At 43.0% G+C, this 14,659-nt stretch carries 13 protein-coding genes and 2 pseudogenes; 10 read left to right on the forward strand and 5 right to left on the reverse strand.

The features are described from left to right. Positions 1-106 precede the first annotated feature (106 nt). From pheT to I2I04_RS15565, 3 genes are read left to right on the forward strand one after another with little or no spacing between them, the layout of a single operon-like run. Positions 107-2,569, forward strand: coding sequence for a phenylalanine--tRNA ligase subunit beta (gene pheT / locus I2I04_RS15555; protein ID WP_195655406.1), 2,463 nt, complete (start codon positions 107-109; stop codon positions 2,567-2,569). A 33-nt stretch (positions 2,570-2,602) separates the two neighbouring features. Then, entirely contained in the window at positions 2,603-3,340 is a 738-nt protein-coding gene (locus I2I04_RS15560; protein ID WP_143258724.1) for a YebC/PmpR family DNA-binding transcriptional regulator, read from the forward strand. A gap of 9 nt (positions 3,341-3,349) precedes the next feature. Continuing rightward, complete coding sequence (locus I2I04_RS15565) at positions 3,350-3,595, forward strand: TIGR03905 family TSCPD domain-containing protein (protein ID WP_008022698.1); 246 nt, start codon at positions 3,350-3,352, stop codon at positions 3,593-3,595. Between the two features lie 204 nt (positions 3,596-3,799). On the opposite strand, the pseudogene I2I04_RS23675 reads toward I2I04_RS15565, so the two are convergent. Next, positions 3,800-3,871 (reverse strand): annotated as a pseudogene (locus I2I04_RS23675) (hypothetical protein); the annotation flags it as partial. Here I2I04_RS23675 and I2I04_RS15570 point away from each other — a divergent pair. The 6 genes from I2I04_RS15570 to I2I04_RS15595 all read left to right on the forward strand — a co-directional run bounded on the left by I2I04_RS15570 (position 3,853) and on the right by I2I04_RS15595 (position 10,019). Continuing rightward, positions 3,853-5,106, forward strand: a complete 1,254-nt coding sequence (locus tag I2I04_RS15570; RefSeq protein WP_143258723.1) for an Nramp family divalent metal transporter — start codon at positions 3,853-3,855, stop codon at positions 5,104-5,106. The pseudogene I2I04_RS23675 and the gene I2I04_RS15570 overlap by 19 nt on opposite strands. Positions 5,107-5,135: 29 nt before the next feature. Next, the gene (locus I2I04_RS15575; RefSeq protein WP_195655444.1) at positions 5,136-5,897 is read left to right on the forward strand and encodes an exodeoxyribonuclease III; all 762 of its coding nucleotides are present in this window, start codon (positions 5,136-5,138) and stop codon (positions 5,895-5,897) included. An 80-nt stretch (positions 5,898-5,977) separates the two neighbouring features. After that, complete coding sequence (locus I2I04_RS15580; protein WP_143258722.1) at positions 5,978-6,436, forward strand: C-GCAxxG-C-C family protein; 459 nt, start codon at positions 5,978-5,980, stop codon at positions 6,434-6,436. Between the two features lie 154 nt (positions 6,437-6,590). After that, a complete protein-coding gene (locus I2I04_RS15585; RefSeq protein ID WP_004295603.1) occupies positions 6,591-6,791 on the forward strand; it encodes a winged helix-turn-helix domain-containing protein in 201 nt (66 codons plus the stop codon). 128 nt (positions 6,792-6,919) lie between these two features. Next, entirely contained in the window at positions 6,920-8,701 is a 1,782-nt protein-coding gene (lepA, locus tag I2I04_RS15590) for a translation elongation factor 4 (protein ID WP_004312779.1), read from the forward strand. 139 nt (positions 8,702-8,840) lie between these two features. Then, the gene (locus tag I2I04_RS15595; protein WP_143258721.1) at positions 8,841-10,019 is read left to right on the forward strand and encodes a sodium:proton antiporter; all 1,179 of its coding nucleotides are present in this window, start codon (positions 8,841-8,843) and stop codon (positions 10,017-10,019) included. A 153-nt stretch (positions 10,020-10,172) separates the two neighbouring features. Here the strand turns inward: I2I04_RS15595 and I2I04_RS15600 are convergent, their stop codons facing one another. From I2I04_RS15600 to I2I04_RS15610, 4 genes and pseudogenes are all read right to left on the reverse strand, one after another. After that, entirely contained in the window at positions 10,173-11,414 is a 1,242-nt protein-coding gene (locus I2I04_RS15600; protein ID WP_143258720.1) for a DNA recombination protein RmuC, read from the reverse strand. Continuing rightward, positions 11,414-12,268 carry a type I methionyl aminopeptidase gene (map, locus tag I2I04_RS15605; protein WP_008643702.1) on the reverse strand — a complete coding sequence of 285 codons (855 nt, stop codon included), beginning with the start codon at positions 12,266-12,268 and terminating at the stop codon, positions 11,414-11,416. Before map ends, I2I04_RS15600 begins: the two co-directional genes overlap by 1 nt. 100 nt (positions 12,269-12,368) lie before the next feature. After that, positions 12,369-12,443, reverse strand: a pseudogene (locus tag I2I04_RS23285) (DUF4858 domain-containing protein); the annotation flags it as partial. Positions 12,444-12,476: 33 nt separating this feature from the next. Then, on the reverse strand, positions 12,477-14,117 hold the full coding sequence (locus I2I04_RS15610) for a B12-binding domain-containing radical SAM protein (RefSeq protein ID WP_195655407.1): 1,641 nt from the start codon (positions 14,115-14,117) through the stop codon (positions 12,477-12,479). 111 nt (positions 14,118-14,228) lie between these two features. Here I2I04_RS15610 and I2I04_RS15615 point away from each other — a divergent pair, with 111 nt between their 5' ends. After that, positions 14,229-14,642 (forward strand): hypothetical protein, encoded by a 414-nt coding sequence (locus I2I04_RS15615; RefSeq protein ID WP_195655408.1) that lies wholly within the window; start codon positions 14,229-14,231, stop codon positions 14,640-14,642. Positions 14,643-14,659 lie beyond the last annotated feature (17 nt).

Consider the following 14,659-nt stretch of genomic DNA (forward strand, 5'->3'; position numbering starts at 1 on the left):
CCTCTGTGGTGAAATAACGCGCAATTTTTTATCAAACCTTCTCGGTCAACCGAAAAATCTTATTAACTTTGCGAATCTTTTTGAGAAACAATAAAAAATTAAGTATATGAATATCTCTTATAACTGGCTGAAAGAGTATGTCAACTTCGACCTGACGCCTGATGAAACGGCTGCTGCGTTGACTTCTATCGGCTTGGAAACTGGCGGTGTGGAAGAAGTGCAAACCATTAAAGGTGGTTTGGAAGGACTTGTGATCGGGGAAGTGCTGACCTGCGCGGAACATCCTAATTCTGACCATTTGCATATTACTACTGTCAATCTGGGAGACGGTGAACCGGTACAGATTGTTTGTGGTGCCCCGAACGTGGCTGCCGGACAGAAAGTGGTGGTAGCTACTTTAGGTACGAAACTTTATGACGGTGACGAATGCTTTACCATCAAGAAATCAAAAATCCGTGGAGTAGAATCTACAGGTATGATTTGTGCTGAAGACGAAATTGGGATCGGTACGGATCATGCAGGTATCATCGTATTGCCGGAAAATGCTGTTCCGGGTACGCTTGCCAAGGATTATTATAATATCAAGAGTGACTATGTATTGGAAGTGGACATCACGCCTAACCGTGCGGATGCCTGCTCTCACTATGGGGTAGCTCGCGACCTGTACGCTTATCTGATTCAGAACGGTCGTCAGGCAACTTTACAACGTCCGTCGGTGGATGGCTTTAAGGTGGAAAACCATGACTTGAATATCGAAGTGAAGGTTGAAAACAGCGAAGCTTGTCCGCATTATGCCGGTGTTACCGTGAAAGGTGTAACGGTGAAGGAGAGTCCGGAATGGCTGCAAAACAAATTGCGTCTGATCGGTGTGCGCCCTATTAATAATGTAGTGGATATTACGAATTATATCGTTCATGCTTTCGGTCAGCCGTTGCACTGCTTCGATGCCGGAAAGATTAAAGGCAACGAAGTGATTGTAAAGACAATGCCTGAAGGTACTCCGTTCGTTACGTTGGATGAAGTAGAGCGTAAACTGAATGAACGCGACTTGATGATTTGCAACAAGGAAGAGGCCATGTGCATTGCCGGCGTATTCGGCGGACTGGACTCCGGTTCTACGGAAGCTACGACAGACGTATTCATTGAAAGTGCTTATTTCCATCCTACATGGGTGCGTAAGACAGCCCGTCGTCATGGGTTGAATACGGATGCTTCTTTCCGTTTCGAACGTGGCATCGATCCGAATAGTGTGATTTATTGCTTGAAACTGGCTGCTTTGATGGTGAAAGAACTGGCTGGCGGTACGATTTCTTCTGAAATAAAAGATGTATTTACGACTCCTGCACAGGATTTTATCGTCGATCTTGCTTACGAAAAAGTACATTCTTTGGTAGGTAAAGTGATTCCGGTAGAGACAATCAAGAGCATTGTGACCAGCCTGGAAATGAAGATTACCAATGAAACGGCAGAAGGACTGACATTGGCTGTGCCTCCTTATCGTGTAGATGTGCAGCGTGATTGCGACGTGATTGAAGATATTCTTCGTATCTACGGATATAATAATGTCGAAATTCCGACTACGCTGAACTCCAGCCTGACTACAAAGGGTGAGCACGACAAGTCGAATAAATTGCAGAACCTGATTGCAGAACAACTGGTGGGCTGTGGATTTAATGAAATTCTGAACAACTCACTGACCCGTGCGGCTTATTATGATGGTCTGGAGGCTTATCCGTCCAATCACCTGGTGATGCTGCTCAATCCGTTGAGTGCTGATCTGAACGCTATGCGTCAGACTTTGCTGTTCGGCGGACTGGAAAGTATTGCTCATAACGCCAATCGTAAGAACGCTGATTTGAAGTTCTTCGAATTCGGTAACTGTTATTATTTCAATGCTGACAAGAAGAACGAAGAGAAGGTACTGGCTCCTTACTCGGAAGATTATCACCTGGGCTTGTGGGTAACCGGTAAGAAGGTTTCCAATTCATGGGCGCATGCGGATGAAAACAGTTCGGTGTATGAATTGAAAGCGTACGTAGAAAATATATTGAAACGTCTGGGACTGGATTTGCACAATCTGGTTGTCGGTAATCTGACAGACGATATTTTTGCTGCCGCACTCTCTGTCAACACGAAGGGCGGAAAACGTCTTGCTTCTTTCGGTGTTGTGACTAAGAAGCTGTTGAAAGCGTTTGATATCGACAATGAAGTGTATTATGCCGACCTGAACTGGAAGGAATTGATGAAAGCCATCCGTTCTGTGAAGATCAGCTACAAGGAAATCTCTAAATTCCCTGCTGTGAAACGCGACCTGGCATTGTTGCTTGACAAGAATATACAATTTGCCGAAATCGAAAAGATTGCATACGAAACAGAGAAGAAACTGTTGAAAGAAGTGGAACTCTTCGATGTATATGAAGGTAAGAATCTCGAAGCGGGTAAGAAGTCGTATGCAGTGAGCTTCCTGCTTCAGGATGAAAACCAGACTTTGAATGATAAGATGATTGATAAGATCATGTCGAAACTGGTGAAGAACCTGGAAGATAAACTGGGTGCCAAACTTAGATAAACTTAAAATTGTCATTATTAAAAATATAAACCAATGGGAAGAGCATTTGAATATAGAAAGGCCGCTAAACTGAAAAGATGGGGCCACATGGCTAAAACTTTTACAAGACTGGGTAAACAAATCGCTATCGCTGTAAAGGCAGGCGGTCCGGAACCTGAAAACAACCCGACACTGCGTTCGGTGATCGCTACTTGTAAGCGTGAAAACATGCCGAAGGATAACATTGAGCGTGCTATCAAAAACGCGATGGGTAAAGACCAGAGTGACTACAAGAGTATGACTTATGAAGGATATGGTCCTCACGGTATTGCTGTGTTTGTAGACACATTGACAGACAACACGACTCGTACGGTGGCTGATGTCCGTTCGGTATTCAATAAGTTCGGTGGTAATTTGGGTACAATGGGTTCTCTTGCATTTCTTTTCGACCACAAATGTGTATTCACTTTCAAGAAGAAAGACGGATTGGATATGGAAGAACTGATTCTGGATCTGATCGACTATGATGTGGAAGATGAATATGAAGAAGATGATGAAGAGGGAACAATCACTATCTATGGTAATCCCAAGAGCTATGCCGCTATTCAGAAACATTTGGAAGAATGTGGCTTTGAAGATGTCGGCGGAGACTTCACTTATATTCCGAACGACCTGAAAGAGGTTACTCCGGAACAACGCGAAACATTGGATAAGATGATCGAACGTCTGGAAGAATTTGATGACGTGCAGACTGTCTATACCAACATGCAACCGGAAGGGGGAGAAGAGTAAAGCAAGGTTATGGAATATGTTTATAAGACCCAGGGGACTTGCAGCACGAATATCGAACTGAATGTGGAAGATGGAGTGGTGAAAGAAGTTGCTTTCTGGGGAGGATGTAATGGTAATCTTCAAGGTCTTTCCCGCCTTGTGAGAGGGATGAAGGTGGCGGATGTTATCACAAAACTCGAAGGAGTGCGTTGTGGTGGCAGACCGACTTCATGTCCCGATCAATTGTGTCGTGCATTGCATGAAATGGGATATTAATTGACGATTTTTTTGTTTTTTTTTATTTTTAATTTTCAGCCTCTGGCAATTGGTTTGTCGGGGGCTGTTTTTTGTTAAATCTTTATTTCCTTTTCCTTAAAATCCCCTGCAAAATAGTTATATGCTATCCGCTTCCTTTCTATCGGAATTTTATCCGTTTTTATCGTTTACTTACTTGTCGGTATTTTGAACTAAAATTGATCTTCACTCGTTATTTATAAGTATATTTGTGAAGTTAAAAAAACTATTATGCAAAAATGAAGAATATTTTTCAAGACTTAAGACGGAAAGATCATAAACGCTATCTGGGTGGACTGGATGTTTTTAAATATATTGGTCCGGGGCTGCTGGTTACTGTAGGATTTATTGATCCGGGAAACTGGGCTTCTAATTTCGCAGCCGGTTCCGAATTCGGCTATTCCTTGCTTTGGGTGGTTACTTTGTCTACCATCATGCTGATTATTCTTCAGCACAACGTTGCCCACTTGGGTATTGTTACCGGGCTTTGCCTTTCGGAGGCGGCCACTAAGTACACTCCTAAATGGGTGTCACGCCCTATTCTTGGCACGGCAGTACTGGCGTCGATCTCTACTTCCCTGGCGGAAATTCTGGGAGGTGCCATCGCATTGGAAATGTTATTGGATATTCCTATTATATGGGGAGCTGTGTTGACTACGCTTTTTGTCTCCATTATGCTTTTCACTAATTCATATAAAAAAATAGAACGTTCCATCATTGCGTTCGTTTCCGTAATCGGGCTTTCGTTTATTTATGAATTGTTTTTGGTGGAAATAGATTGGCCGGCTGCTGCGGCGGGGTGGGTGACTCCCTCTTTCCCGAAAGGAAGTATGCTGATTATCATGAGCGTGCTGGGAGCGGTAGTGATGCCTCATAATCTGTTCCTTCATTCGGAGGTGATACAGAGTCACGAGTACAATAAGAAAGATGATGCTTCTATTAAGAAGGTATTGAAATATGAGTTGTTTGACACTCTTTTCTCAATGATTGTCGGTTGGGCGATTAACAGTGCCATGATTCTGCTGGCGGCCGCCACTTTCTTTAAAAGTGGTATTCAGGTAGAAGAGTTGCAACAGGCTAAGTCCTTGCTCGAACCTTTATTGGGAAGTAATGCGGCAATTGTATTTGCATTGGCACTGCTGATGGCGGGTATCTCCTCAACCATAACGAGCGGAATGGCGGCAGGCTCTATCTTTGCAGGTATTTTCGGCGAGTCTTATCATATCAGGGACAGTCACTCGCAGGTGGGAGTCCTCTTGTCTTTGGGAATTGCCTTATTGCTGATTTTCTTTATTGGAGATCCTTTTAAAGGATTGATTATTTCGCAGATGGTACTAAGTATTCAATTGCCTTTCACCGTGTTTTTACAGGTGGGACTGACGTCTTCCCGAAAGGTGATGGGGGATTATGTCAATAGCCGTTGGAGTACGTTTGTATTATATTCGATTGCTATTATTGTTTCGGTACTGAACATTATGCTTTTGTTTTCATAAAATGAACACGAATTTATAAATATAGAATGATGAAGATTATTACTTATAACGTGAACGGACTACGCGCTGCCGTATCTAAAGGATTACCGGAATGGCTGGCGCAGGAGAATCCTGATATTCTTTGTCTGCAAGAGACGAAACTGCAACCGGACCAATATCCGGGAGAAGTGTTTGAAGCGTTGGGCTACAAGTCTTATTTGTATTCCGCACAGAAAAAAGGATACAGTGGGGTGGCCATACTTACCAAGCGGGAACCGGACCATGTGGAATACGGTATGGGAATGGAAGTATATGACAATGAAGGACGTTTCATCCGTGCGGACTTCGGTGACTTGTCGGTGGTCAGCGTTTACCATCCTTCGGGAACAAGCGGGGATGAACGCCAGGCCTTTAAAATGGTGTGGTTGGAAGATTTCCAGAAATACGTGATGGAGTTGCAGAAGTCTCGTCCCAACTTGATTCTTTGTGGTGATTATAATATCTGCCATGAGCCGATTGATATTCATGACCCTGTCCGGAACGCGACCAACAGCGGTTTCCTTCCTGAAGAACGGGAATGGATGACGCGTTTCCTGTCTGCGGGATATGTGGACTCTTTCCGTACGCTTTGTCCGGAGAGACAGGAATATACCTGGTGGAGCTATCGCTTTAATTCGCGTGCCAGGAATAAAGGCTGGAGAATCGATTATTGTATGGTCAGTGAGCCGGTACGCCCGCTGTTGAAACGGGCGTATATCTTGAATGAGGCCGTACATTCCGACCATTGTCCAATGGCTTTGGAAATATTATAGAATGGTAATACTCAATTTACGGGTGTCTCTTCCGTCGCGAAACTCGCAGAGGCAGACACCTTAAAAATGCAAAATAGTTTATGGAAGATAGAATACAGAAAGCGGTGGAGCTTTTTAAGAGTGGATATAACTGCTCGCAGTCGGTAGTAGCGGCTTTTGCGGACATGTATGGATTTACACAGGAACAGGCATTGCGTATGAGTGCTTCTTTTGGCGGGGGCATCGGACGGATGCGTGAAACGTGTGGGGCTGCCTGCGGCATGTTTCTGGTGGCAGGCTTGGAAACCGGTGCTACGGAAGCAACTGACCGGGAAGGAAAAGCTGCCAATTATGCGGTAGTGCAAGAATTGGCGGCTGAATTTAAGAAGCGTAACGGCTCGTTGATTTGTGGCGAATTGTTGGGATTAAAGAAAAAAGAGCCGGTTTCCACTATTCCGGAAGAGCGTACTACTCAATATTATAGCAAGCGTCCCTGTGCAAAAATGGTCGAAGAAGCGGCAAGAATTTGGTCTGAATATCTCGAAAAGCATCCCAAATAAGGTCCTAAAATGCTTTTTTATTACAAAAACGGTAAAAAAGTGCTCAATAAAATGTTATATAACATAAAAATAACTATCTTTGCCTCCGAAATAAAATCTGAAAGTCTTTTGGCTGGAAAGATTTTATGCATGTCTAACTAAAATTGCAAAGCAAATGTTGAAAGAAAAAGCTGGTGTAATTGCAGGTACTATCTGGAATGCACTGAACGAAACAGAAGGAATGACTGCCAAGCAGCTTAAAAAAGCAACTAAATTGGTTGACAAAGATCTGTTTCTCGGCCTTGGCTGGTTATTGAGAGAAGACAAAGTCTCTGTGGAAGAAGTTGAAGGTGAACTCTTCATCAAATTGATCTAAGCGAGTAACTCACTTAAGCAATAAAAAAATGCGTTGGTACATGATCATAATGTTATCAACGCATTTTTTTTTATTCCGCCATTTACGTATCTTTGCACACCAAAAAGATAAAATAATAAGAATTCAGAATGAAGAATATACGCAACTTTTGCATTATTGCTCATATTGATCACGGTAAGTCGACTTTGGCTGACCGTTTGTTGGAGTTTACACATACCATTCAGGTGACTTCCGGGCAGATGCTTGATAATATGGATCTGGAGAAGGAAAGAGGGATCACTATCAAGAGCCATGCTATCCAGATGGAATATACTTATCAGGGTGAGAAGTATATCCTTAACTTGATTGACACCCCGGGACATGTGGACTTTTCGTATGAGGTATCGCGTTCTATTGCTGCATGTGAAGGTGCGTTGCTGATTGTCGATGCTTCACAGGGAGTGCAGGCGCAGACGATTTCGAATCTGTATATGGCCATTGAGCATGACCTTGAGATTATTCCGGTGATTAATAAATGTGACATGGCAAGCGCCAATCCCGAAGAAGTGGAAGACGAGATTGTTGAATTGTTGGGCTGTAAACGGGAGGAAGTAATCCGTGCGTCCGGCAAAACGGGGATGGGAGTGGAAGAGATACTGGCGGCTGTGATTGAGCGGATTCCTCATCCCGAAGGAGATGAAGAGGCGCCGTTGCAGGCTTTGATTTTCGACTCTGTATTCAATTCTTTCCGTGGAATTATTGCTTATTTCAAGATTGAAAACGGTATGATTCGCAAGGGAGACAAGGTGAAGTTCTTCAATACGGGAAAAGAGTATGATGCTGATGAAGTAGGGGTGTTGAAAATGGATATGGTGCCTCGTAACGAACTTCGTACGGGCGATGTAGGATATATTATTTCCGGTATCAAAACTTCTAAGGAGGTGAAAGTGGGAGATACAATTACGCATATTGCCCGTCCGTGTGAAAAGGCTATTGCCGGTTTTGAGGAAGTGAAGCCGATGGTGTTTGCCGGAGTTTATCCGATTGAGGCGGAGGATTTTGAAGATCTTCGTGCGTCTTTAGAAAAGTTGCAGTTGAATGACGCGTCTTTGACTTTCCAGCCGGAATCTTCGTTGGCTCTGGGTTTTGGTTTCCGTTGTGGTTTCCTCGGATTGCTCCACATGGAGATTGTGCAGGAACGCCTGGACCGTGAGTTTGATATGAATGTGATTACTACGGTGCCGAACGTTTCTTACCATATATATGATAAACAAGGTAATATGAAGGAAGTGCACAACCCTGGTGGTATGCCCGACCCGACCATGATTGACCATATCGAAGAGCCGTATATCAAAGCGTCTATTATTACTACTACCGATTATATCGGTCCTATCATGACGCTTTGTCTGGGTAAACGTGGTGAATTGATCAAACAGGAATATATTTCCGGTAACCGGGTGGAAATCTACTATAATATGCCTTTGGGAGAAATTGTGATTGACTTTTATGATAAGTTGAAGAGTATTTCCAAAGGGTATGCCTCGTTTGATTATCATCCGAATGGTTTCCGTACTTCTAAATTGGTGAAGTTGGATATACTCTTGAACGGTGAGCCTGTGGATGCGCTTTCCACTTTGACACATATTGACAATGCTTACGATATGGGACGCCGGATGTGTGAGAAGTTGAAGGAACTTATTCCGCGTCAACAGTTTGATATTGCCATTCAGGCAGCTATCGGAGCGAAGATTATTTCTCGTGAAACCATTAAGGCGGTTCGTAAGGATGTGACCGCGAAGTGTTATGGTGGCGACGTGAGCCGTAAACGTAAACTGCTTGAAAAACAGAAAAGAGGTAAAAAACGAATGAAACAAATCGGTAACGTGGAAGTGCCGCAGAAAGCCTTCCTCGCCGTATTGAAGCTGGATTAGAAATATTGCCGCAAGCAATTTTTCAGAGATATGTTCTGAACAAATTGACTTGCGGTTAGTTTTTAATACACCAGGTGATTGCCTTCTGTCTGCAGAGCTTTCCTTGGCAATCACTTTTTAGAAACAAACAACTATAAATATGAGAAAAGTTCTGTCTTTTTCGGGCTTCCTGATGTTGGGGCTCGTCATTTCGCAATTCCTGCCGATGATGGCAGGCGATGGCTATGGAGCCGTTAAATCCATTTCGAATGTACTACTCTATGTATGCCTTAGTTTTATAATGATTAATGTAGGCCGTGAATTTGTTCTTGATAAGACACGGTGGAAAAGTTACGCCCAGGATTATTTTATTGCAATGGCTACGGCTGCTTTGCCGTGGTTTATGATTGCCATTTATTATGTGTTTATATTGCTTCCGCCCGATTTTTGGAATAGTTGGGAAGCATGGAAGGAGAATTTGCTGTTAAGCCGTTTTGCCGCACCGACATCAGCCGGTATTTTGTTTACGATGTTGGCGGCTATCGGGCTAAAGTCCAGTTGGATTTATAAGAAGATACAGGTATTGGCTATTTTCGATGATTTGGATACGATTCTTTTGATGATTCCTCTTCAGATTATGATGATCGGGCTGCGCTGGCAGTTGATTATTGTGGTAGTGATTGTGTTCCTGTTATTATCAATCGGCTGGCAAAGGCTGAATAAATACGATTGGCGTCAGGACTGGAAGGCTATCCTTTTTTATTCGATAATCGTATTTTTGGCTACTCAAATTCTTTATCTCGGTAGTAAGGAATTGTATGGGGAGGAGGGAAGCATTCATATTGAAGTCCTGTTGCCTGCATTTGTGTTGGGTATGATTATGAAACATAAGGAACATGACACGCCCGTGGAACGAAAGGTTTCTACCGGAATTTCATTTTTCTTTATGTTCCTGGTAGGGATGAGTATGCCGCATTTTATTGGAGTGAACTTTGCGGAGACTCACGCAGGTGCTTATTCCGTCACCGGTTCGCAGGAGATGATGTCGTGGGGAATGATTCTGTTTCATGTGGTGATTGTCTCTTTATTGTCGAATATAGGAAAGCTTTGTCCGATGTTCTTTTACCGTGACCGGAAGTTAAGCGAGCGACTGGCTCTTTCTATCGGTATGTTTACCCGTGGTGAGGTAGGAGCCGGAATTATTTTCATAGCATTGGGTTATAACTTGGGTGGACCGGCATTGGTGATTTCTGTGCTTACTCTGGTGTTGAATCTGATTCTGACCGGTATCTTTGTATTGTGGGTGAAGAACTTGGCTTTGCGAAGTTATACTGATTAAGATAATGGGTGTAAGTGTACCCCTGCAAAATAGTCTTACATTATTATATAAACTAATAATGACGATATATTTGGATTATAAGGTATACAAAATCCCCCTTCATTTTACTTGGTTCCTTTATAGGGGAAGAGTGTGATGAAGGGGGATACTGATTTATGGTTCGTCTACAAATTCGTCTTCTATTCCGTCGATCGGTAGAATTTTCTGGCTTTCTTCGTGTGGCAACTGTTCCACTTGCCGCAGTTTGCGTTCGATGGCACGTGTTCGTTTTCCCATCACTTCTTCGAGTTGGTCGCCGGCACTTTGCAGGTTTTTTTGTACTTTCTCGAGTAATCCTCCGAATTTGCTGAATTCCGTTTTAACAGCTCCTAATACGGTCCAGACTTCTCCGGTACGTTTTTGGATAGCCAATGTACGGAATCCCATTTGAAGGCTATTGAGAATAGCTCCTAATGTTGTCGGTCCCGTAACTACAATTTTATATTCTTTCTGTAGCGTTTCAACAAGACTTGTACGACGAATTACTTCTGCATAAATACTTTCAAACGGTAAGAACATGATGGCAAAATCTGTGGTAAAAGGCGGATCTACATATTTTTCATGGATATCTTTTGCCATCTTCTTGATCGTATTCTCCAGTTGTTTGCCGGACGATTCCATCAATGCTGTGTCTCCTGCTTCGAACGCATCGTAATACTGCTCGTATACGTCTTTGGGAAATTTGGCGTCGATAGGGAGGTAGACAGTGCTGTTGGCATCGTCTTTTCCCGGAAGTTTAATGGCAAATTCTACAAACTCAGTTCCGCTCTTTTTCGTTTTTACGTTGGCGTCATACTGTTCAGGGCTCATCATCTGTTCTAAGAGTGCACCCAGTTGAACTTCACCGAATGTTCCCCTCATTTTCACATTGCTCAATACCTTTTTGAGTCCGCCGACATCTTGGGCCAGGGATTTCATTTCTCCCAGTCCTTTCTGTACGTTTTCAAGTTGCGAACGAACGATTTCGAATGATTGTCCGATGCGTTCATTCAGTGTCTTTTGCAGCTTTTCTTCCACCATCAGGCGCATGTCATCCAGTCGTTTCTCGGTGGATTTCAGTAATGTTTCCTGTTGGCGGGCCATTGTGTCAAATTTTTGTCGTTGCAATTCGCCGCTGGTCATCATATTCTTGTGCAGAACGTCTTGGAGCTGCTGCATATTCTGGTTCAGCGTTTGCGTCATTTCCATGCGGAGTTCCCGGATGCTGCGGTTCAGTTCTTCCCGGTTCTCCTGCATTTGTTGACGCAAGGCTATTTGTAGTTGTTCTGCTTGGGCTTGATTGTTGCCTTTGGTTAGTGATAATACAAGTAGGACTATCACTGATATGGCAATGACAATAAGTAGAATCAGTTCCATTAATACGTCAGAATTTCGTTTCCGGTTTCAGTAATCAGAATCATGTTTTCCCATTGGGCGGAGGGGAGTCCGTCGTCGGTGCAGACAGTCCATCCGTCGGCATCATCTATAAAGACTTCGTAGGTTCCCATGTTAATCATGGGTTCGATGGTAAAGGTCATTCCCGGTACGATCATCATGCCCGTACCCCGTCGGCCGAAATGCTCTACGTCCGGTTCCTCATGGAATTGCATCCCTACGCCATGTCCGCAGAGATCACGAACTACGCTGAAACCGTTCTTTTCTGCATGTTCCTGGATGGCAGCGCCTACATCACCCAGTTGTTTCCAGGGTTGTGCGGCGGCAATACCTATTTCCATACACTCTTTGGTGACTTGTACTAATCTTTGCATGTCAGGATTGACATCGCCAATCATAAACATACGGGACGCATCAGAGAAATATCCTTTATAAATGGTGGAAACATCCACATTGATAATGTCTCCGCTTTTCAGAATCTCATTTTTGTTGGGAATACCGTGACAAACCACGTCGTTAATGCTTGTGCATACACTTTTAGGAAATCCTTCGTAGTTGAGTGGGGCAGGGATAGCACCGTGGCTGGTGGTGAAATCATATACCAATACATCAATCTCTTCAGTGGACATCCCTTCCCGGATATTTTCTGAAATGTAATCCAGCAGTGCCGTATTGATTTTTGCACTTTCCCGAATACCTTCCAGTTGTTCGGGAGTACGGAGTACTTTACGGGGAGGAAGTTTGTAACCTTGTTTTCTGTATTTCTGTATTTTTGCTTCTACTTCTGCCGGATAATTAGAGGGGGTAAACCGGAATCCCTTGATAAAGTTCTTCATTATGATAGCATATTTAATCGTATGACAAAGGTACGAGAATAAATGGAAAATATGCTTTCTTGCTTTCTAAAACTTTTCGATCCTCGATTATCAATAGGATTTACCATTCGTATGAAACGCTGACTTGAGGTATCCATTCCCATCTTTTTCGTATAGCGTTATATTGGTATTGCATATTTCACATAATATGGGAATACTTCTCTTTTGTTTATGATAATTTTTTAGCTTTGAAAACCGGTTGTATCTTCTGAATTTCCGATTCAAAGCCAAACCAGTAGCCATGCCCTTCTTCATCGACAGGGAGGAAACATAGTCGTAGATTTTCGCGGTATGCACCGTATACTACTTCCCAACTTGCAGGAGGTAATTGTCTTTTGGTTCTTACTTTTTCTGCCGGAGCTTTTTTTAATGACATACCTGCTTCTATCCATGCAATACTGACTTGTGTCAGGTAGTCGGGATAATGATTCTTGCAGAAATCATAGAGGATTAATCCTCTCCTTTCCAGGCTAAGAGGAGTGTCGATGACATCTGTCCGGACCAAATGGTTGAGTAGGTCATGTATGAAATGTGGGTTCTCCAATATTAGTATACGTGTGATGCTTCGCCAAGTGGGAGTGTTATAGAAACCGTCTAACAGGCGGGACAGATAATGTGCTGTTTGTAACTCATCTACCGTGATTTCACGAGTCTGGAGTACTTCGTATGGAGGAAGTGGAGAATACTGTATACCTAACTCGTCCGCTCTTCTTCGCATTTCGGTGCCCGGAAGTAATTTCAGGGATTCCAGTTGGATTTCTCCTGCGCCATACTCTGCTAAAGTACGGACATCGTCGAATATTTCTGAAAGATGGTAGAGTGGAAGTCCAGCTATCAAGTCGGCATGAGTTTCCATGTTTTCAAGTGAACATAGATAGTGGAGTCCGGCCAGGGCATCGGATAGTTTTCCTATTCTCCGGCTTTGTTCAAGCACATTTTCCCGAAGACTTTGAATACCGGCTTCCAGATGTAGCAGACCTTTAGGCAGAGTGGCTAATTCCTGTTTTAATTCGTCAGAAAGTAGTGCCGGATGAATTTCCAGATGGAAACAAATATCCGGGTATTCGCAGAATAAATTTAGTAGGTCTTTTGCCCGTTTATTATTGTAATTGAAAGTACGGTCCAGTACTCGCACGTTTTTGATTCCGTGTTCGTGTATCACGTCGAGACGTTCTTTGATTGCTTCGAGAGATAGGGTGCGAACCGGCTTTTCACCTCCACTGACACAAAAAGCACAGGTGTTAAAACATCCCCGGGTAGTTTCTAACTGCACAAATGGTTTGCTCCAATTGAAGAAACGGCTTTTTTCAGGAGGAACCAATTCTGAAAAGTTCATGACGCGGGCGAGCCCGTTGTCCTGATATTCTCCCGATTCATTCAGATAACAGAGTCCTGTGATTGATTTCCATTCCTTTCTTGGCTGATTCCACACTTTTAACCATAATGGAAATACTTCTTCGCCTTCTCCGCGAAACACTCCGCTTACAAATTTGTTCTTATATAAGAAAGCTTCATTATCTCCTAAAAATTCGGGACCTCCGAGTATAACACAGCAGTGAGGTAATAATGCTTTTGCACGTGAAACAATGTGCAGGAGTTGTTCATGATTGAATAGCCAATTGGTAGCTGCAATGATGTCCGGTTGATGGCGGTAGATTTGATTGACGACACTGCCGGTGTTTTCATTGATCGTAGCGGAGACCGTACACCATTCAATGTCTGTATTATTTGCTATTTGGGCATGTAAGGCAGGTAATGCCAATGAAGAATGAGCGTACGAACTATTTAAATCGAGCCAAAGAAGTTTCATGCGGAAATTTTAATATTATCTTCGCAAAGGTACAAAAAACTTGCGGCTTGTGATGTATAGTAAATAAAAAACGCTAATTTTGTATTAATAAACGCAATAAACTAGAGAATTATGGAAATGATAAAGAGATATGCGGGTATCTTGATGATGCTGACTTTATTGGTTGGCTTTACTTCGTGCGAAAGTGAAGACGAGACAGAATTTAATCTGCCTGGTGAGTGGTATACGAATGAAGAAATTGATTTCGGGGCATATACTTGGGGAAGAGGTACGCTTATGACATTTAACGCAAGAAATCAAGGCACAATTGGTTCTGCCGGTGATCTGAATTACTTGGTTTTTGAGTGGAGATGGATTGATGAAGGATATAATTCAATGGAATTGTATTTTTATGGTGATGACACTTATGCCTATATTTGGGGTGCGGAAGCTACCGATAGAACCTTTAGTGGAACATGGTATAATAATTGGCGGGATTTTAGGGATAGAATAAATGGACAGCCATTCTATATGCGTCGTCAATAAAATAGTGATAAAGATTA

Source organism: Bacteroides sp. 1001136B_160425_E2, from assembly GCF_015559655.1.
GTDB classification, from domain to species: domain Bacteria; phylum Bacteroidota; class Bacteroidia; order Bacteroidales; family Bacteroidaceae; genus Bacteroides; species Bacteroides luhongzhouii.